Annotated in this window: 17 protein-coding genes; 10 read left to right on the plus strand and 7 right to left on the minus strand. The window is 71.3% G+C overall.

The window, feature by feature from the left end; all coding sequences use genetic code 11:
* Positions 1-28: 28 nt before the first annotated feature.
* Genes ABEB03_RS19455 through ABEB03_RS19465 form a run of 3 tightly spaced genes read left to right on the plus strand, consistent with a single transcriptional unit; the run spans position 29 to position 3,388 of the window.
* A complete protein-coding gene (locus tag ABEB03_RS19455) occupies positions 29-1,405 on the plus strand; it encodes an FtsW/RodA/SpoVE family cell cycle protein (protein WP_345650391.1) in 1,377 nt (458 codons plus the stop codon).
* A 19-nt stretch (positions 1,406-1,424) separates the two neighbouring features.
* Positions 1,425-2,882, plus strand: a complete 1,458-nt coding sequence (locus ABEB03_RS19460; protein ID WP_345650393.1) for a penicillin-binding transpeptidase domain-containing protein — start codon at positions 1,425-1,427, stop codon at positions 2,880-2,882.
* Between the two features lie 44 nt (positions 2,883-2,926).
* Entirely contained in the window at positions 2,927-3,388 is a 462-nt protein-coding gene (locus ABEB03_RS19465; protein ID WP_345650395.1) for a DUF3291 domain-containing protein, read from the plus strand.
* 48 nt (positions 3,389-3,436) lie between these two features.
* Here ABEB03_RS19465 and ABEB03_RS19470 read toward each other — a convergent pair whose 3' ends face one another.
* Positions 3,437-4,543 carry a ferritin-like domain-containing protein gene (locus ABEB03_RS19470; RefSeq protein WP_345650397.1) on the minus strand — a complete coding sequence of 369 codons (1,107 nt, stop codon included), beginning with the start codon at positions 4,541-4,543 and terminating at the stop codon, positions 3,437-3,439.
* Between the two features lie 138 nt (positions 4,544-4,681).
* Here ABEB03_RS19470 and ABEB03_RS19475 point away from each other — a divergent pair, with 138 nt between their 5' ends.
* The 5 genes from ABEB03_RS19475 to ABEB03_RS19495 all read left to right on the plus strand — a co-directional run bounded on the left by ABEB03_RS19475 (position 4,682) and on the right by ABEB03_RS19495 (position 9,193).
* Positions 4,682-5,617, plus strand: coding sequence for an AurF N-oxygenase family protein (locus ABEB03_RS19475; RefSeq protein WP_345650399.1), 936 nt, complete (start codon positions 4,682-4,684; stop codon positions 5,615-5,617).
* 178 nt (positions 5,618-5,795) lie between these two features.
* A complete protein-coding gene (locus ABEB03_RS19480) occupies positions 5,796-6,521 on the plus strand; it encodes a TetR/AcrR family transcriptional regulator (protein ID WP_345650401.1) in 726 nt (241 codons plus the stop codon).
* Between the two features lie 28 nt (positions 6,522-6,549).
* Positions 6,550-6,933: a hypothetical protein gene (locus ABEB03_RS19485; protein WP_425589265.1), complete on the plus strand. Its 384-nt coding sequence runs from the start codon at positions 6,550-6,552 to the stop codon at positions 6,931-6,933.
* A gap of 102 nt (positions 6,934-7,035) precedes the next feature.
* Positions 7,036-8,199: a C40 family peptidase gene (locus ABEB03_RS19490; protein ID WP_345650405.1), complete on the plus strand. Its 1,164-nt coding sequence runs from the start codon at positions 7,036-7,038 to the stop codon at positions 8,197-8,199.
* Positions 8,200-8,797: 598 nt separating this feature from the next.
* Positions 8,798-9,193: a hypothetical protein gene (locus ABEB03_RS19495; RefSeq protein ID WP_345650407.1), complete on the plus strand. Its 396-nt coding sequence runs from the start codon at positions 8,798-8,800 to the stop codon at positions 9,191-9,193.
* Positions 9,194-9,328: 135 nt separating this feature from the next.
* On the opposite strand, the gene ABEB03_RS19500 is transcribed toward ABEB03_RS19495, so the two are convergent.
* Genes ABEB03_RS19500 through ABEB03_RS19520 form a run of 5 tightly spaced genes read right to left on the minus strand, consistent with a single transcriptional unit; the run spans position 9,329 to position 15,337 of the window.
* Positions 9,329-10,582 carry a styrene monooxygenase/indole monooxygenase family protein gene (locus ABEB03_RS19500; protein WP_345650408.1) on the minus strand — a complete coding sequence of 418 codons (1,254 nt, stop codon included), beginning with the start codon at positions 10,580-10,582 and terminating at the stop codon, positions 9,329-9,331.
* Positions 10,583-10,613: 31 nt separating this feature from the next.
* A complete protein-coding gene (locus tag ABEB03_RS19505; protein WP_095936613.1) occupies positions 10,614-11,252 on the minus strand; it encodes a GTP-binding protein in 639 nt (212 codons plus the stop codon).
* Positions 11,233-11,652 (minus strand): DUF742 domain-containing protein, encoded by a 420-nt coding sequence (locus ABEB03_RS19510; RefSeq protein WP_028802135.1) that lies wholly within the window; start codon positions 11,650-11,652, stop codon positions 11,233-11,235. Before ABEB03_RS19510 ends, ABEB03_RS19505 begins: the two co-directional genes overlap by 20 nt.
* Positions 11,649-12,152 carry a roadblock/LC7 domain-containing protein gene (locus ABEB03_RS19515; RefSeq protein ID WP_345650414.1) on the minus strand — a complete coding sequence of 168 codons (504 nt, stop codon included), beginning with the start codon at positions 12,150-12,152 and terminating at the stop codon, positions 11,649-11,651. Before ABEB03_RS19515 ends, ABEB03_RS19510 begins: the two co-directional genes overlap by 4 nt.
* Positions 12,149-15,337 (minus strand): sensor histidine kinase, encoded by a 3,189-nt coding sequence (locus ABEB03_RS19520; protein ID WP_345650417.1) that lies wholly within the window; start codon positions 15,335-15,337, stop codon positions 12,149-12,151. The genes ABEB03_RS19515 and ABEB03_RS19520 overlap by 4 nt, the downstream gene beginning before the upstream one ends.
* A 355-nt stretch (positions 15,338-15,692) precedes the next feature.
* Between ABEB03_RS19520 and ABEB03_RS19525 the strand changes: the two genes are divergently transcribed.
* The gene (locus tag ABEB03_RS19525; protein WP_345650420.1) at positions 15,693-16,481 is read left to right on the plus strand and encodes a protein phosphatase 2C domain-containing protein; all 789 of its coding nucleotides are present in this window, start codon (positions 15,693-15,695) and stop codon (positions 16,479-16,481) included.
* Between the two features lie 180 nt (positions 16,482-16,661).
* Here ABEB03_RS19525 and ABEB03_RS19530 read toward each other — a convergent pair whose 3' ends face one another.
* A complete protein-coding gene (locus tag ABEB03_RS19530; RefSeq protein ID WP_345650423.1) occupies positions 16,662-17,156 on the minus strand; it encodes a MarR family winged helix-turn-helix transcriptional regulator in 495 nt (164 codons plus the stop codon).
* A 276-nt stretch (positions 17,157-17,432) separates the two neighbouring features.
* Here ABEB03_RS19530 and ABEB03_RS19535 point away from each other — a divergent pair, with 276 nt between their 5' ends.
* The gene (locus ABEB03_RS19535; RefSeq protein ID WP_345650425.1) at positions 17,433-18,251 is read left to right on the plus strand and encodes a lysozyme; all 819 of its coding nucleotides are present in this window, start codon (positions 17,433-17,435) and stop codon (positions 18,249-18,251) included.
* Positions 18,252-18,279: the final 28 nt, after the last annotated feature.

The raw sequence follows: 18,279 nt of genomic DNA on the forward strand, positions 1-18,279 counted from the left end.
CAGGTTCACCGCTTGCTACGTTCCGGACATGATCCAGCCCGGACTGCCCGGAACGACCGTGGTGGCGGACCCGCCCGCCCCGGCCGTACGCCTGCCCCGGCGCCGTGGCATCGAGTTCACCCTCATCGTCGTCGCCGTCCTGCTCTGCGTGTGCGGCTACTGTGCGGTGGGTCTCGCACGGAACGGCACCGTCCCGCCCGGCGCCGCCGGATACGGCGCCGGGCTCGGCGTGCTCGCCCTCCTCGCGCACGTCGCCGTGCGGTTCCGGGCGCCGTACGCCGATCCTCTGCTGCTGCCCATCGCCGTCCTCCTCAACGGTCTCGGACTGGTCCTCATCTACCGGCTCGACCTCGACACCCCGGCGGACCAGGCCGCCCCCATCCAGCTGATCTGGTCGACGCTGGGCGTCGCGTTCTTCATCGCGGCCGTGCTCTTCCTGCGCGACCACCGGGTGCTCCAGCGGTACACGTACGTCTCCGTGGTCGCCGCGCTGGGCCTGCTGACCCTGCCGATCTTCTTCCCGGCGGTGAACGGCGCCCGCATCTGGATCAGGATCGCCGGATTCTCCATCCAGCCGGGCGAGTTCGCGAAGGTGCTGCTGGCGGTGTTCTTCGCCGGGTACCTCGCCGCCAACCGCAACGCGCTCGCCTACGCGGGCCGCCGGATCTGGCGGTTCGAGCGGCTCCAGCTGCCGACCGGCCGGGTGCTGGGACCGATCGTCGCGATCTGGCTGCTGAGCGTCGGCGTGCTGGTGCTGGAGCGGGACCTGGGGACGTCCCTGCTGTTCTTCGGGCTGTTCGTGATCCTGCTGTACGTCGCCACCGGCCGCACCGGCTGGATCGCCGTCGGTCTGCTGCTGGCCTGCGCGGGCGCGATGGCCGTCGGCCGCCTCGAACCGCATGTGCACGGCCGGGTGCAGGACTGGATGCACCCCTTCGCCTCCATCGAGGCGGGCCAGGGGCCCAACCAACTCGCCCAGTCCCTCTTCTCGTTCGCCGCCGGAGGGGTGACCGGCACCGGTCTGGGACTCGGCCACTCCATCCTCATCGGCTTCGCCGCCAAGTCGGACTTCATCCTGGCGACCGCGGGCGAGGAGCTGGGACTGGCCGGCCTGTCGGCGATCTTCCTGCTCTACGCCCTGCTCGTGGAGCGCGGCTACCGGGCGGGCCTCGCGCTGCGCGACCCGTTCGGACGGCTCCTCGCGATCGGTCTGGCGTCGATCGTCGCGCTCCAGGTGTTCGTGATCGCGGGCGGGGTGACCGGCCTGATCCCGCTGACCGGGATGGCGATGCCCTTCCTCGCGCAGGGCGGTTCGTCGGTCGTCACCAACTGGATCATCGTGGCGCTGCTGATCCGCATCAGCGACGTGGCCCGCAGCCAGTACGACGGGACGGCGGCGCCGTGAACGGCCGGGAGGTCGCGCCATGACCAAGTACATCCGCCGGGCCGCCGGGCTGTGTGCCGTGCTGCTCGTCGCGCTCCTCGTGAACGCCGCCCGCGTCCAGGTCTTCCTGGCCTCGTCCTACGACGACAACGTGGCGAACCGCCGTCAGGCGATCGCGCGCTACGAGCAGCCGCGCGGGGACATCCTCGTCGACGGCAGGACGGTCACCGGTTCCGCGGACACGGGCGAGCAACTGCGCTACGAACGGACGTACACGGACGGCCCGTTGTACGCGCCCGTCACCGGCTTCGCCTCCCAGCTGTACGGGACGACGTTCCTGGAGAACGCGGGCGACGAGATCCTCTCCGGCACCGACCCGATGCTCGCACCGCTCCCCCTGTGGAACGACGTCACCCGCGCCCAGAACCCCGGCGGAAAGATCGTCACCACCTTGAACTCGGCGGCCCAGCGGGCGGCGTACGACGGTCTCGCCGGGCGCCGGGGCGCGGTCGCCGCGGTCGAACCGGCCACGGGGAAGATCCTCGCGCTGGTGTCCACGCCGTCGTACGACCCCGCGGAGCTGTCCGGGACGGGCCCTGCGGCGACGCGGGCCTGGAACCGGCTGAACGACTCGCCGAGCAAGCCGATGCTCAACCGGGCGATCCGGCAGACGTATCCGCCCGGGTCGACGTTCAAGGTGGTGACCGCCGCCGCGGCGCTGGACGCGGGCGTGGTGAGGGATCTCGACGCGCCGACCGAGTCGCCCGACCCCTACCGGCTCCCCGGCACGACGACCTCGCTCACCAATGAGGTCGACGGCTGCGAGAACGCCTCCGTGCGGTACGCCTTCGAATGGTCCTGCAACTCGGTCTTCGCGAAGCTGGGAGTGGACATCGGCCTCGGCGACATGACGGCGGCGGCGGCGAACTTCGGCTTCAACGACCCGAAGCTGAAGATCCCGTTCTCCGTCTCGCCCAGCAATTTCGACCTGACGCTCGACAGGGCGCAGCTGGCGCTCTCCTCCATCGGGCAGTTCGACACCCGGGCGACTCCCCTCCAGATGGCGATGATCTCGTCGGCCGTCGCGGGCGGCGGCTCCGTCAAGGCGCCGTACCTGGTGGAGCGGACGACCACGCAGGGGGGCCGCACGATCGCCACGACCGGGCAGCGGACCCTGCACCAGGCGATGAGCCCGGCGACCGCGCAGCAGATGCGCGAGCTGATGACCGACGTCGTGCGCGAGGGCACCGGCAGGAACGCCGCCATCCGAGGCGCCACCGTCGGCGGCAAGACCGGCACCGCCCAGCACGGGATCGGCAACTCCGGGGTGCCCTACGCATGGTTCATCTCCTGGGCGCAGGCAGAGGACTCGCTGGAGCCGGCGGTGGCCGTCGCGGTCGTCGTCGAGGACGCGGCCGCCGACCGCGGGGAGATCAGCGGCGGCGGGAACGCGGGGCCGATCGCCAAGGCGGTGATGAGGGCGGTGCTCGGGTTCTGAGACGGGGGTGTCGCCCGGCGCCCACGCCGACCTAACGTTCGGTCATGACTCAGTCCCCTGCCGTGCACGAGCTCGCCCAGGTGAACATCGCCCGCCTCAAAGCCCCTTTGGACTCAGCTCGGTTGAAGGACTTCGTGGAGGCGCTCGACCCCGTGAACGCCGTCGCGGACGCGGCGGACGGCTTCGTCTGGCGGCTGCGGAGCGAGTCGGGCAACGCGACGGACGTCCCCGTGTTCGGGGACGACTGGCTGATCGTCAACATGTCCACCTGGCGCGACACGAACGCGCTGACCGCGTTCATGTACCAGGGGCAGCACCGTGAGCTGCTGGCCCGCCGCCGCGAGTGGTTCGAACGCCTCGACGAGGCGGTGACGGCGCTGTGGTGGGTCCCGGCGGGGCACCGGCCGACCGTGCGGGAGGCCGAGGACCGTCTCCTCCACCTGCGCGAGCACGGGCCGACGGCGCACGCGTTCACCCTGCGGACGTCGTTCCCTCCGCAGGGCTAGGGGGTTTCGTTCGGATCAGGCCGGCCGGGACCGGGCCGGTCCGGCCGGTCAGGACTGCGCGCCCTGCTCGACGGCGTCCGCCACCTCGGCGACGCGTTCCCTCTCCTCCTCGGCGAACCGTCGCGCGTCGAGTTGTTCGGCGATCTCCTCGTCCTGGGCCATCAGCAGGTCCAGGTTGGAGTCGCCCATCTCGAAGACGCCCATGCCGACGTAGGCCTGCTGGAGGCGCTTGCCCCACAGGCCGATGTCCTTGACGCAGGGGACGATGCGACTGAAGAGCAGCCGGCGGAACAGGTGCAGGAACTCGGACTGCTCGCTGAACTCCTCGGCCTCGGCCTTCGGGATGCCGAAGTTCTCCAGGACCTCGGTGCCGCGCAGCCGGTCCCGCATCAGGTAGCAGCCCTCGATGACGAACTCCTCGCGCTCGCGCAGTTCGGCGTCGGAGAGCTGCCGGTAGTGGTCGCGCAGGGCCATGCGGCCGAAGGCGACGTGGCGGGCCTCGTCCTGCATGACGTAGGCGAGGATCTGCTGCGGCAGGGGCTTGTCGGTGGTGTCGCGGATCATGCCGAAGGCGGCGAGGGCCAGCCCCTCGATCAGGACCTGCATCCCGAGGTACGGCATGTCCCAGCGGGAGTCGCGAAGGGTGTCGCCGAGGAGCGCCTGGAGGTTGTCGTTGATCGGGTAGAGCATGCCGATCTTCTCGTGCAGGAAGCGCGCGTAGATCTCCGCGTGCCGGGCCTCGTCCATCGTCTGCGTGGCCGAGTAGAACTTGGCGTCGAGGTCGGGGACCGATTCGACGATGCGCGCCGCACAGACCATCGCGCCCTGTTCGCCGTGCAGGAACTGACTGAACTGCCAGGAGGCGTAGTGCATGCGCAGTTCGCCCTTGTCCCGGTCGGTGAGCTTCGCCCAGTACGGGGTTCCGTACAGCGTCATCGACTCGTCGGGGGTGCCCAGCGGGTCGTGCGGGTCGACCTCCAGCGCCCAGTCGATGCGCTTCTGGCCGTCCCACTGCTTGTCCTTGCCCTTCTGGTAGAGGGCGAGCAGCCGGTCGCGACCGTCGTCGTACTCCCAGCTGAAACGTGCCGCCCCGGAGGCCGGAACCTCCCAGTGGGGATCCCCCGCGTCCTTCGCGTACAGCTCATGAGTGGACATACATCGCAGGCTCACACGGGGTAGACGCGTCGTCAACAAGTCGCGCGCAGGGGATTGACGAGCTTGCTGACAAGCAGTCTCATAAGGAGTGACCGCCGGTAACTCCTGTAGATCCCGTACGACGAGGTGGGAACAGTCATGACGACGGTGACGGAAGACGCACTCGATGGTCTCCGCGACGCGCTCGGTCGGCTCAAGGACCGGGAACAGGTGGCCGAGCGGCTGCTCGACTCTTCCGCCAAGCACTCCTTCGATCCGGACAAGGAGCTGGACTGGGAGGCGCCCTTCGAGGAGGGCAAGTGGTTCTGGCCCCCGGAGCTGGTGTCCCTGTACGACACCCCGCTGTGGCGGCGGATGAGCGAGGAGCAGCGGATCGCGCTCTCGCAGCACGAGGCGGCGGCCCTGGCCTCGCTGGGGATCTGGTTCGAGATCATCCTCATGCAGCTGCTGGTGCGGCACATCTACGACAAGGCGGCGACGAGCGCGCACGTGCGCTACGCGCTGACCGAGATCGAGGACGAGTGCCGGCACTCGAAGATGTTCGCCCGGCTGATCACCCGCGGCGGGACACCGTACTACCCGGTCAGCCGCGCCCATCAGAACCTCGGGCGGCTCTTCAAGACCATCTCGACCACGCCCGGCTCCTTCACGGCCACACTGCTCGGCGAGGAGATCCTCGACTGGATGCAGCGGCTGACCTTCCCGGACGAGCGGGTGCAGACCCTCGTCCGCGGCGTCACCCGCATCCACGTGGTGGAGGAGGCCCGGCACGTGCGCTACGCGCGGGAGGAGCTGCGGCGCCAGATGGTGACCGCCCCGCGCTGGTCCCAGGAGTTCACGCGGCTCACCTCCGGCGAGTTCGCGCGCGTCTTCTCGGTCGCCTTCGTCAATCCCGAGGTCTACACCAACGTCGGACTCGACAAGCGCGAGGCGTTGGCCCAGGTCAAGGCCAGTGGCCACCGCCGCGAGGTGATGCAGACCGGCGCCAAGCGGCTCACGGACTTCCTCGACGACATCGGCGTGCTGCGGGGCGCCGGGCGCCGGCTGTGGAAGTCGTCCGGCCTGCTGGCCTGACCCCCGCCCTCCCGACGCCCGGGCGCCCGCCCGGGCGGGGCCGGGCAGCGCGCGTCGGTGCCTCGGGCCGGGCGGTCCGGGAGGCGGGGTGGCCCCGGGCCTTCGTGCCGGCCCTCGGGCGCGGGGCGGTCGCGGGCGCGTGAGGGCCGTCCGTCGCCGTCCGGTTACGCTGCCGGACATGACCTCGCAGGCGCCCACCCCCGCATACCGTCGGCTCAGCGTCGAGGAACGGCGCAGCCAGCTCCTCGACGCGGCGCTGTCGCTGTTCGCCCAGCGAGCGCCCGAGGAGGTCTCGCTGGACGACGTGGCGGAGGCGGCCGGGGTGTCACGGCCCTTGGTGTACCGGTACTTCCCGGGCGGCAAGCAGCAGCTGTACGAGGCTGCCCTGCGGTCCGCCGCGGAGGAGCTCGAGCAGTGTTTCGCGGAGCCGCCGCAGGGGCCGCTCACCCAGCGGCTCGGGCGGGCTCTCGACCGCTATCTCGCCTTCGTCGACGAGCACGACGCCGGGTTCAGCGCCCTGCTCCAGGGCGGCAGCGTCGTGGAGACGTCGCGGACCACGGCCATCGTGGACGGGGTGCGCCGGGCCGCCGCCCAGCACATCCTCGATCATCTGGCCGTCCGCGACCCCGGGCCGCGGCTGCGCATGACCGTGCGGATGTGGATCACCGCCGTCGAGGCCGCCTCGCTGATCTGGCTCGACGAGGACAAGGAGCCGCCGCTCGACGAGCTGCGGGACTGGCTCGTGGAGCAGTTCGTCGCGACGCTCGCGGCGGGTGCGGGCAGGGACGCGCAGACCGCGGCGGTGGTGAAGGCGGCGCTGGCCATGGAGACGGCGGACGGGGCGGTGGGCTCGCTGGCCCGCCGCGTGGTCCCGGTGCTCGGGGACGCCGCGCACCTGCTGTGACCCGAGTGCCGCCGCGGCCGGGGCGCTCATGGGCCGGTGCGACCGAGGCGTTTGTGACACTGGGGGCGTGAAGAGCCAAGACACCCCCTTCGTGGGCGGCCCCCTCGACGGGCGGGTGCTGCCGATCCTGCTCGGGCCGACCGGACATCCGCCGAAGACCTACCGCGTCCCGGTGCCGGACAAGGACGGCGGCCCGCCCACCGTGCTCGTCTACCGGCGCGTGGAAGCGGGCCGCAGCAAGCGGCTCGGGCTGCACCAGGGCTGGAAGTACGAGTACGACCCCGAGGGGAAGCGGGGACGCCGGCCGGTCTGGCCGTGGTCCAAGAACAAGGGCGGGACCGCGACCGGGGCCGAGGGCGAGAGCGGGGAGACGGCCGGCGGCGCCACGCCGAGCCCCCATGCCGACGAGTGACCTTCTTGGGCCGAAGCGGCCAGTCTGCGCGCGATCGGGATGCGCTCGTCCCATCCTGCCGGTGCGAGGTGGAGGTACCACCCCGGCACCGGAGGTGATGACGTGTCAGGAAGGCTTCTGCGTCTGGTCTGTACGGCGGCGGTCGCGGCCGGGACGCTGCTCGCGCCCACGCCGGCGGCGGCCGTCCCGGATCCGGGCCCGGGTACGGGCACCCGGGCGGACACGTCCGCGGGTACCGCCGGACAGCGCTCCGTCGCCCAGCTGCTGACGGACCTTCAGCGGCTGTACCGGGACGCGGAACGCGCCACCGAGACGTACAACGCGACCGCCGACAAGCTGAAGAAGCAGCGCGCCGAGGTCACCCGGCTCGACTCCGACCTCGCGCAGGCCCGCCTGTCCCTGCACGACAGCCGCGGGGAGGCCGGCCGACTGGCCCGCCAGCAGTACCAGGGAAGCGACGAGATCTCCTCGTACGTGCGGCTGCTGCTCGCCCGCGATCCGCAGCACGCCCTCGACCAGGGCCACGTACTCGGACAGCTGTCGCTGGAACGCGCCGAGACGGTGCAGCGGGTGACGGGGAGCGAGAAGCGCACGGAGACGCTGGCGCTTGCGGCCCGTAAGGCGCTCGACACCCAACTCGGCCTCGCCGAACGGCAGAAGAAGGACCGGGACGATGTGAGCAAGCGGCTCGACGCGGTGCAGGACCTGCTGGCCTCGCTGACCGCCGATCAGCTCGCCGAGCTCGACAGGTTCGAGAAGTCGGGTGTGGCCGAGGCGCAGAAGAAGTTCCTGGCCTCGGGCTCGCTCAGCAGCGCGAAGCCGCCGTCGCGGGAGGGCGAGAAGGCGGTGCGGTACGCCGTGCGGCAGATCGGGAAGCCGTACGTGTGGGGTGCCGAGGGCCCGAAGTCCTACGACTGCTCGGGGCTGACCTCGCAGGCATGGGTCCACGCCGGGGATCCCATCCCCCGGACCAGCCAGGAGCAGTGGGCGCGGCTCCCGCGGATCCCGCTGAGCGAGCTGCGCCCCGGCGACCTGGTGATCTACTTCCCCGAGGCCACCCACGTCGCCCTCTACCTGGGCGACGGCATGGTGGTGCAGGCGCCGCGGCCGGGAACCAACGTGAAGGTGTCACCGATCGCGGCGAACCCGCTGCTCGGTGCGGTCCGCCCCGACCCCGCCGGGAAGCCCCTGCGGCACTACACCCCGCCGAAGCTCCCGGCACCGGCGACGAAGGGCTCGGACACGGGCAACAACAGGACGTCGTAGCCCGCGGCCGACGATCAGGCGGCCGACCCTGGCGACCGACGCCAGGCACGCCTCGGTCTTCTCCGGCCCGGAGCAGTGCGCCCACGGCCCTGTAGGCCGTTCACCCTGCAAGATGTCCCCCACACGAGGGCTCGTTGCGGGCCGTGGGCCGCCACGCGCATTCCGGTCCTTGCCGTGCACGGTTTCCTCCGGCGCCAGAAGCATCGACTTTCGAAATCAATCATTCCGACCGGCAGTCAGCGGTGCTGCCGCAGTGATTCAGCCGTCCATCACGCACGCCGAGACAAAAGTGGACGCGGCGCCCGCCCCTCGCTACGCTCGAATGGCGAACGCCACGCCCGAAGAAGTACTCGGCACGCAAGGAATTTGGCGCAGAAATCCGGAGTCAACCGGATCACCGATGACGATCGGCGCCGTCCAGCGCGACGCACGGCCGACCCCGCATGCGTGAATCAGCGGTCGGGTGCGGCCCTCAGCGGCAGGCGCACGGAGCCACAGGACGGCGCAGTCGAACATACGCGATGGAATCGCTGCGGCCTGCGTCCTACGCAGGCCGGCACTCTCGACAAAGCTGTCTGAAATCAATACGGAGTCTGAGATGCGGAATTTCGGCAGCACCAGGAGAAAGACACTCGGCCCCGTCGCGGTCATGGCCTCGCTGACGCTCGCCGCATCCTTGGCGACAATCGGCACAGCGCACGCCGCCGTGAAGGTCACTGTCATTGGAACCGTGAGCTGCGCCAAATTCCCCGATTCAGCACCGAAGACCGTGACGATAACCCCCAAGAAGGGGACCGCCGACTCGGACGAACCGCCCGGCGAGGCCAAGGTCGAGAAGTACAGCGTCAGTCTCGGAGGCATTCCGAAGGGCGGCACGACCGGCACCGCCAAGGTTGTCTGCGTCGACGACGACGGCGACACGAATACGTACAAGGTCGGCAACATCCCGATCAAGAAGCCCGCGAACGGCTCCCTGACCGTCAACCTCGCATGACGTGATCAAGACTCAGGGCCCCCGGACGTGGTGTCCGGGGGCCCTGGGTCTCGTACGTGACGGGTGACGCCGGCCGTCTGTCGGCCGTCCGGGGGCAACCGGCAGCGAACGGCCGGGGCGCCGGTCAGGCGGATGTCACGCCCCGGCGACCGACGCCACGTACGCCTCCGCCTTCTCCGGCTCGAAGAAGAAGTTCTCGAAGTCGGCCGGGTTGTCGAAGCCGTTGGCGAAACGGTCCGCCACGGGCTGGAGCTGGCCGGCCGCGCCGATCAGGTTCAGGACGTGCTCCGGCGGGACGCCCAGCATCGCGTTGGTCCACTTCGTGACGTGCTGGGCGGTGTCCCAGTAGCGGTCGAAGGTGGCCTGCATCCACTCCTCGTCGAAGGGCTTGTCGCCCTGTTCGACGATCGAGGCGAGGTACGCGGCCGCGCACTTGGAGGCCGAGTTGGAGCCCTGGCCGGTGATCGGGTCGTTCGCCACGACCACGTCGGCGACGCCGAGCACCAGGCCGCCGCCGGGCAGCCGGCCGATCGGGTTGCGGACGGTCGGGGCGTAGCGCCCGGACAGCGTGGCGTTCGCGTCGGTCAGTTCGACCTTGGTGGCCCGCGCGTACTCCCAGGGCGTGAACCGCTCCATGAGTTCCAGGGTCAGGGAGAGGTGCTCGGCGGGGTCCTTGACGCCGTTGAAGACGTCGAGCGGGCCACCGGGTATGCCCTCCCAGAAGAGGATGTCGGCGCGGCCCGAGGTGGTCAGGGTCGGCATCACGAAGAGCTCGCCGACGCCCGGGACCAGGTTGCAGCGGACCGCGTCGAAGTCCGGGTGCTCGGGGCGCGGGCCCAGGCCGTGGACGTAGGCGACGGCGAGGGCGCGCTGCGGCTCGCTGAACGGGGAGCGGGAGGCGTCGCGGCCGAACATCGACACCAGCTCGCCCTTGCCGGCCGAGACCAGCACCAGGTCGTAGGTGCGGGAGAAGTAGTCGAGGTCGGAGACCGCGGCGCCGTGGATGACCAGCTGGCCGCCGCGCTGGGCGAACGTCTCCATCCAGCCGGCCATCTTGACCCGCTGGTCGACCGACTGGGCGTACCCGTCGAGCTTGCCCACCCAGTCGATCGCGCGCTGCGAGGGGCCCGGGTCGAAGGAGCCGGGGGCGGCGACCGAGACGCCGAGCCCTTCGATCTTCGGGGCCTGGGACTCCCAGAAGTTCAGCTGGAGATCGCGCTCGTGCTGCAGGGCCGTGTCGAACATGCACTGCGTCGACATGACACGGCCGGTACGGATCTCGTCCGCCGTCCGGTTCGACATCAGGGTGACCTCGTACCCGTGCGACTGGAGGCCGAGGGCGAGCTGGAGTCCGGACTGACCGGCTCCGACGACGAGTATCTTCCGCATGCGGCTTGTTTCTCCTAGGACCTAGGCGTCCCTATTCGGGGCTTACTTCGAGCGCGTGGCCGACCAGGGCCAGCAGGGTCTCCACGACCGAGATCCGGCGACGCGCGTCCATGATCATGACAGGTATGTGCGGAGGCACTGTGAGGGCCTCGCGCACGTCCTCGGGCTCGAACCGCTCGCTGCCGTCGAAGTGGTTGACGGCGACGACGTACGGCAGTCCGCAGCTCTCGAAGTAGTCCAGTGCGGGGAAGCAGTCCGACAGGCGGCGGGTGTCGGCGAGGACCACCGCGCCGATCGCGCCGCGCACCAGGTCGTCCCACATGAACCAGAACCGCTGCTGACCCGGCGTACCGAACAGGTAGAGCACCAGGTCGTCGTCGAGCGTGATGCGGCCGAAGTCCATGGCCACGGTGGTGGTCAGTTTGTCCGGCGTACCGGTGAGGTCGTCGGTTTCCTCACTGGCCTGTGTCATCAGCGCCTCCGTCTGGAGGGGCTGGATCTCGGAGACCGCGGTGACCAGCGTGGTCTTGCCCACGCCGAAGCCGCCCGCGACGACGATCTTGGTGGCGATCGGGGCGCGGGTGCGGTCCGTCTGCCAGGCCTGCAGATTCTCCTCTTCGTCGAGGAGAGGGGCGACGCCAGGGGCGGCGTCAGAGACGACGGAGTCCACTCAGCACCCTTTCCAGCAGAGCGCGGTCCGGCTGTCCCGGGCCGTGACCTGTTCCGTACACGCGGATCTTTCCCTGGTCCGCCAGGTCGCTCAGGAGGACCCGGACCACGCCGAGCGGCATCCTGAGGAGGGCGGCGATCTCGGCCACCGTCCGCATCCGGCGGCAGAGTTCGACGATGGCGCGCATCTCGGGCATCACCCGGTACGCGGGCCGGCCGTCGGTGAGTTCCTTGCGCTCCTCGGGAGCTTCCAGCGCCGCCACGAACGTCTCGACGAGCAGGACGTGCCCGAAGCGGGTCCGGCCGCCCGTGAGCGAATAGGGCCGTACGCGGGCGGGCTTGCGATCGCCGCCGCGCACCGGGAGCCGAGCCGCGGCGGACGTACTGCTCGACGTACTCATCGGGTACTCCCCATCGAGTCGGACTCAAGGGATTTTCGGAGCTCACTGCGCAGTTCGGGGGTCAGCACATGTCCGGCACGGCCGACGAAGAGCGCCATGTGGTACGCCACCACGCTCATGTCGCAGTCCGGCGAACCGTGCACCCCGAGCAGCGAACCGTCGCTGATCGACATGACGAAGACGCTGCCCTCGTCCATCGCGACCATCGTCTGCTTCACCCCACCGGCGTCCATCAGCTTGGCGGCGCCGATGGTGAGGCTGCCGATGCCGGAGACGATGGTGGCGAGGTCCGCGGAGGATCCCTTGGGGCCGCTGGGGCGCTCCGTGTCCGCCGTCCGGGCCTCGGCGTTCCTGCCGGGGTCTGAGGAGAGCAGCAGCAGCCCGTCGGAGGAGACGACCGCGACCGACAGGAGTCCCGGCACCTCCTCGACGAGGTTCGTCAGCAGCCAGTGCAGATTGCGGGCCTCACTGCTCAGGCCGAAGGTACTGGACGCGGTCAACTGCTTGCCTCCTCGACGGTGCCCCCCGATGCTTCTGCGTCTCGCGCGTTGAGCGTCTGCGGCGCGTTGGTCTCCGTGGTGCGTTCGGCGATCTCCGCCTCCACGTCGCGGCGGCCCTCGACGGCACCCCGGTGGAAGCCGCCGAGCCTGCGCCGCAGTGCCTCCGCGTCCACACCGCCGGTGCGCGGGCGCGGGGCCGGGGCGGGCGCGGAGATCTTCGGCGTCCGCTTGGGCAGGCCCTTGTCGGTGATCCGCGGAGTCTCGTCCGGCACCCGCTCATGGGTGTCCGGGCCTATGGCGTACGGGTCGGGGGCCGCCTGGGCGGTTCCGTCCGCGTCCTGGGCGCTGCCGGCGGCGGGGCCGGAGAACCGGGGAGCCGCTCCCGTGGTCCGGGAGGTCTCCGCCCGGGGCTCGGACACCGGCCCGGACTCCGGCTCGGGTGCCACCGGGCCGCGCTCCGACGCGGGGGCCACCGGGCCGCGCTCCGGCGCGGGGGCCGCGGTCTCGGGTGCTCCGGTCCCGGACACGGCCGGTCCGGGCGCGGCCGGTCCGGACGTGGCCGGTTCCGGCGCCGTCGGTTCGGCCGGGGGGAACGGGAGCAGGAGCTCCATCGTGGTCTCGGGTGCCGACGTGTCCGCGAAGTCCGCCTCGGGCGCGGTCCGGGGCTCGGCCTCGCGCCGGGGTCCGGGCACGCGGTGCGGCTCGGCGGCGGCCGGCGCCTCGGGCGCCTGCTCCGGCGTCCGCTCCGGCTCCGGAGCGACGACGTCCTGCGGCCGGCCGGTGTCCTGCGACAGGCCGGCGTCCTGCGGCCGGTCGATGTCCTGCGGCCGGTCGGTGCCCTGGAGCTGATCGGTGTCCTCGGGCCGGGTTTCGGTGCCGGCCTCGCGGACGGCCGCCTGGGCCGCGGCGATCAGCGGGTCCTCGTCCCCGGCGGGGTCCGCCGCGGTGAGCGCCGCACGCCCGCGCAGGACGTTGGAGTTGGCCTCGGCGTCCGCTCCGGGGAGGGTCACCGAGGGCGCGCCCCCGACGTGCCGCGCGGTCGTCGGGACGGCCGCGGAGGGCGCGGCGGCGAGCAGTGCCTTCGGGAGGACGACCACGGCGGCGACGCCGCCCTGCTTCTGCTCGCGCAGCTGCACCCGCACACCGTGCCGGTGCGCGAGCCGCGCCACCACGTACAGGCCGAGGCCGAGGCCCTCGCCGCTCTCCTGGTCGTACGTGTCCTCGGGGTCGAAGGCGGCGAGGCGGTCGTTGAGCTGGGTCATCCGCTCCGACGTCATGCCGATGCCCTCGTCCTGCACGGAGAGCATCACCTCGCCGCTCTCCAGGAGCCAGCCGGAGACCTCGACGGGGAGGTCGGGCGGCGTGAACGACGTCGCGTTCTCCAGGAGTTCGGCCAGCAGGTGGCTCATGTCGTCGGCGGCGAAACCGGCGATGTGCGCGTGCGGCGGCAGCGCGGCGATCCGGACACGCTCGTAGCGCTCGATCTCGCTGACCGCGGCACGGACGACGTCGACGAGCGGGACCGGGCCGGCGTGGTGCTGGACGTGCTCGGCGCCCGCGAGGACCAGCAGGTTCTCGCTGTGCCGCCGCATGACGGTGGCGAAGTGGTCCAGCTTGAAGAGCGTGGCGAGACGGTCCGGGTCCTGCTCGCGGTCCTCCAGGCCCTCGATGACGCCGAGTTGACGCTCGACGAGGCCGAGCGTGCGCAGCGCGAGGTTGACGAAGGTGCCGTGGATGGTGCCGCGCACCTGCTCCAGGTGGGTGGCGGCCTCGGCGAGTTCACCGCGCAGCCGGTCGCGTTCGTCGGCCATCAGCTGGCGCTGGCCGATGAGGTGCTTGCGGTCGCCCTCGAGGGTGGCGAGCCGCTCGTGGAGTCCGGCCGCGTGCGCGTGCAGCGCGTTGACGGAACGGACCACCTGGGCGAACTCGTCGTTGCGGCCGGTGAACTTGACCGGCTCTTCGGTGCCGGGGTCGGCGGCGAGCCGGGCGGAGCCCAGACGCAGCACGGCCAGCGGGCGGGTGAGCGAGCGGGCCATGGCCATCGAGACGCCGACCGCGACGAGCAGCAGCGTGCCGATCAGGGCGATACGGATCTCCAGCGCGGTGACGTCGTCGTCACGCAGCTGTTCGAGGTCCTCGGTGCGGTGCTCGTTGAGGGAGGCCTCCGCGCCGCGCATCAGCTCGATACGGGCGGACAGCGCGGCGTCCAGCTTCTTCACGGACGTGTCGAGTTCGGCGCCGGAGAGCGTCGGCTGATCGGTCAGGCGCGCGAGGTACCGGTCGGCGGTGCCGACGTCGGGTCCGGTGACCGTGGAGTCGTAGGACGTCTTGGCGCTCTTGGGCGCCGTCTCCCGGAAGTCCGCGAGGGCCGCGTCCGAGCGGAGGCGGGCCTGCTGGGCCGCCGCGCTCAGCGCGTCCCGCTGCTTGGTGTCGGCGGCCGACGAACTTCTGGTCGTGGTCGGCAGACCGGTGGCCGGATCGATGACCGTCTGCGTGGAGCGCGGGACACCGAGGGCGGCGAGGAGCAGGCCCCGGGCGGCGGCGGACTGCTGGACCGCGGAGTCGAGTTCGGCGAGGGCGTGCGCGCCGGAGCCCGCGCGGGGCGGCAGCTGGTCCGCCAGGTCCTCGGCGAGGGCGTGGAGTTCGGTGATGGCGGCGGAGTACGCCTGGTGCGCTTCGAGGGCGGTGCTCTTGCCGGTGAGCGCGGACCTGCGCAGGGCGGAGATGCCGTCGAGGTCCTTCAGGAGGGTCGCCGGGGCGTCCTCGTCCGCCCGCAGCTCCTCGACCTGCCGGTCGACCCGGGCGCTGCGCTGCTCCGAGGGTGCCTTGTCCTTCGGCCGGCCCGCGGCGACGTAGGAGGTGACCTCGTCGCGCTCGTCGGCCAGCGAGTGCGCGAGGGTCAGCGCCTGCTGGGTCCGCTGGGCGAGCGTCACGAGGTTCTGGGAGTCGTTCAGTTGCTCGGAGGCGGCGAGCACGGTCGGGGCTCCCGCGCCGGCGATGGCAGCCGCGACGACCGCCACGGCGACGATCAGCCGGTTGCGTACGTGGGCGCGCCTCCCCCGGCCCGCCGAGTCGGCGCCGTCGCCGGTGGCGGCCCCTGCCAATGGGCCCGAGGGCCCGGAGGGCCCGGTGGCCGTCTGCTTGCCTGTGCGCCTCGGCCGCGTCTTCTGCACCGGTGCTCGCATTCCTGACTCGTTAACCCATGGGCCCGGGTGACTTCCCGTCAACTGCGGCGTCCGCCCGGTACGGCCCCGACCCTCCCAGTGCCGGTGGGCAGTGGTCCCGCATCATCTGACCCGCCACTCGAAGGAGTGAACCCCGGACGGGAGTTGGCGGGCAAGTTCCTCGGGCACCCGCCGACGCCCCGTACGGCGGGCCGGTTGGACGTCGGCGACGCCCTTTGGCAGTATTCGCCGCCACGCATTCCCGGAGTCGATCATTCCATGCCAAACCCGGCGCCTGAGCTGCTGGTCCGCAGGTGTTCGGCGACCGATGTCGCCCTTTCGTGGGCCTTGTGAAGGGCTCGTGCAGACTGGCTGGATGCGCACTGAACTCGTCTCGGAGCCGGGCGACCCGGGCCGCCCCAATGAGGACTTCGCATCGATCGGACTTCCCGCCTCGGGACAAGGGGGTTCACTGGTCGTCCTCGACGGGGTGACACCTCCACAGGGGGATTACGGCTGTCTGCATTCCGTCTCCTGGTTCTCCGCCCGGCTCGGCGGCGCCCTGACCGAACTGTCCGTTTCGCTCAGGGATTTGACCCTGACTGAGATCCTGTCGCGTGCCATTCGGAGGGTGGCCGAGACCCATGCCGGCACATGTGACCTTTCTCACCCGCGCACGCCCCAGGCAACCGTGGTCCTCGCCCGCTGGTCCGCGACCGAAGTGGAGTACCTGGTCCTGTCGGACTCGGCCCTGCTGGTGGAGTCCACCACCGGCGAGGTGACGGCGCTGCTGGACGACCGGCTGGCCCGCCTGCCGCGCGCCTCTCTCGCCACGGACGCCGTCGCCGACGCGACCGTGCGCAACAAGGAGGGCGGCTTCTTCACGGCGGCGGCGGATCCTTCGGTGGCCTCCCGCGCGGTGACGGGGACACTGCCGCGGGACTCGGTCCGCGCCCTGGCCGCGCTCACGGACGGCGCCACCCGCTGGACGGAGAAGTTCCGCGCGGGCGGCTGGTCCGAACTGCTCGCCCTCGTGCGGAAGGAGGGCGCGCAGGCCCTCGTCGACCGCGTACGGGCCCTGGAGGCCGCGGACGCGGAGGAGCGGGTGCATCTGCGCCGGAGCAAGACGCACGACGACGCGACGGTCGTGTACGTGGAGCTGTGAGCGGGGCCCGGCGGGGACGCGGGCGGGGTGCGGGCCCGGCGAGGACGTGGGGTGCGGGGCCCGGCAGGGACGCGGGCGGGGTGCGGGGCCCGGCGAGGACGTGGGGTGCGGGGCCCGGCAGGGACGTGGGCGGGGTACGAGGCCCGGCGGGGAGGTCCGGGCCGACCCCGACGGCGCCCCTTAGCGCTGTTCCATGCCCGTGTTCAGCTGGTGCAGCAGACGGGCGAGTTCGGCGACCTCGCGGGGGTCCCAGTCCGCGAGCTGGCGCACGTAGCGCGCCCGGCGGGCCTCGCGGACCTTGCGGAAGCGTTCCCGCCCCTCGTCGGTGAGGTGGACGAGCCATGCGCGGCCGTCGGCGGGATCCGGCTCGCGGCCGACCAGGCCGAGGTCTTCGAGGGCCCGGAGCTGCCGCGACATCGTGGCCTTGCCGACGCCGATGTACGCCGCGAGTTCCGTGGCGCGCTGCCGGCCGCACTCCTCCAGCCGGAACAGCAGCCCGTACGCCGAGGACTCCAGGTCGGGATGGACCTCCCGGGCCATCTCGCCGGAGGACGCGCGGGCGCGCCGCAGGAACACCGTCAACTCGCGTTCCAGTGCCGGGAATTCCTGGTCCACACCACTTCCCGACGCCGCGGATTCGACACGCTGCCCGCCGCCGTTTCCGTTGTCGTGCACGTCAGCACCCCTGACCCGGTTTCCCGATCCTGAAAGTTTCCGCCAGAACTCGCCATTGCCGCAGCTCCGTCAGTATTTCGCAGGCGTAGACCAACGGCAGCCTCCGACCCCTCTTCCCACGCCGCGCTCTACGTGCGTAGCTTCTTTACCAGGCACTTACTGGCATGCGCACGCCATTCCAGGTCGACGAAGACCTGTACTCCCCAGTGCCACGGCGGCGCGCATGCCCGCGCACTCCCCCCACCGAGCTCCACCGAGCCCTTCGGAGGCACGCACATGCCCGTGCACAGATCCGGAACGGCCCACCGCCTGCGTCTGCTCGCGGTAGGAATCCTGCTCGCCGCGTTCTCCTCGCTCAGCACGCTCCCGTCGTCCGCCGCCGACACCCCGGCGCGGGGCACCGCCCGTATGGGCATGGGTGTCGTCGCGCACGACGGCCAGGGCGGCACCCCCAACAGCGGCGACGCCACCCAGACCGAAGGCGTCGACGTCTCCGGCCACCAGGGCAACGTCGCCTGGTCGACCCTGTGGAACAGCGGGGTCAAGTGGGCCTACACCAAGGCGACCGAGGGGACGTACTACACGAACCCGTACTTCGCCCAGCAGTACAACGGCTCGTACAACATCGGCATGATCCGCGGCGCGTACCACTTCGCGACGCCCGACACGACGACCGGCGCCACACAGGCCAACTATTTCGTCGACCACGGCGGCGGCTGGTCCCGTGACGGCAAGACGCTCCCCGGTGTCCTCGACATCGAGTGGAACCCGTACGGCGCCGCCTGCTACGGCAAGACGCAGAGCGCGATGGTCAGCTGGATCAGCAGCTTCCTCGCCCAGTACAAGGCCCGCACCGGCCGGGACGCCGTGATCTACACGGCCACCAGCTGGTGGGTCGACTGCACGGGCAACTACGGCGGCTTCGCCGCGGCCAACCCGCTGTGGATCGCGCGCTACGCCTCCGCCCCGGGCACCCTGCCGGCCGGCTGGTCCTACTACACGATGTGGCAGTACACGTCGTCCGGACCGACGGTGGGCGACCACGACAAGTTCAACGGAGCCCTCGACCGGGTGCAGGCACTCGCCAACGGCTGACACCGCGGGCGGACATGGGGAAGGCCCG

This window comes from Streptomyces siamensis (assembly GCF_039543605.1).
GTDB classification, from domain to species: Bacteria; Actinomycetota; Actinomycetes; order Streptomycetales; family Streptomycetaceae; genus Streptomyces; species Streptomyces siamensis.

Bases quoted from the DNA above. Each gene is read 5' to 3' on its own strand.
- ABEB03_RS19500 (WP_345650408.1), bottom strand. From the start codon at position 10,582: ATGCGGAAGATACTCGTCGTCGGAGCCGGTCAGTCCGGACTCCAGCTC.
- ABEB03_RS19475 (WP_345650399.1), top strand. From the start codon at position 4,682: ATGACGACGGTGACGGAAGACGCACTCGATGGTCTCCGCGACGCGCTC.
- ABEB03_RS19480 (WP_345650401.1), top strand. From the start codon at position 5,796: ATGACCTCGCAGGCGCCCACCCCCGCATACCGTCGGCTCAGCGTCGAG.
- ABEB03_RS19455 (WP_345650391.1), top strand. From the start codon at position 29: ATGATCCAGCCCGGACTGCCCGGAACGACCGTGGTGGCGGACCCGCCC.
- ABEB03_RS19520 (WP_345650417.1), bottom strand. From the start codon at position 15,337: ATGCGAGCACCGGTGCAGAAGACGCGGCCGAGGCGCACAGGCAAGCAG.
- ABEB03_RS19465 (WP_345650395.1), top strand. From the start codon at position 2,927: ATGACTCAGTCCCCTGCCGTGCACGAGCTCGCCCAGGTGAACATCGCC.
- ABEB03_RS19460 (WP_345650393.1), top strand. From the start codon at position 1,425: ATGACCAAGTACATCCGCCGGGCCGCCGGGCTGTGTGCCGTGCTGCTC.
- ABEB03_RS19495 (WP_345650407.1), top strand. From the start codon at position 8,798: ATGCGGAATTTCGGCAGCACCAGGAGAAAGACACTCGGCCCCGTCGCG.
- ABEB03_RS19470 (WP_345650397.1), bottom strand. From the start codon at position 4,543: ATGTCCACTCATGAGCTGTACGCGAAGGACGCGGGGGATCCCCACTGG.
- ABEB03_RS19485 (WP_425589265.1), top strand. From the start codon at position 6,550: ATGGGCCGGTGCGACCGAGGCGTTTGTGACACTGGGGGCGTGAAGAGC.
- ABEB03_RS19510 (WP_028802135.1), bottom strand. From the start codon at position 11,652: ATGAGTACGTCGAGCAGTACGTCCGCCGCGGCTCGGCTCCCGGTGCGC.
- ABEB03_RS19535 (WP_345650425.1), top strand. From the start codon at position 17,433: ATGCCCGTGCACAGATCCGGAACGGCCCACCGCCTGCGTCTGCTCGCG.
- ABEB03_RS19525 (WP_345650420.1), top strand. From the start codon at position 15,693: ATGCGCACTGAACTCGTCTCGGAGCCGGGCGACCCGGGCCGCCCCAAT.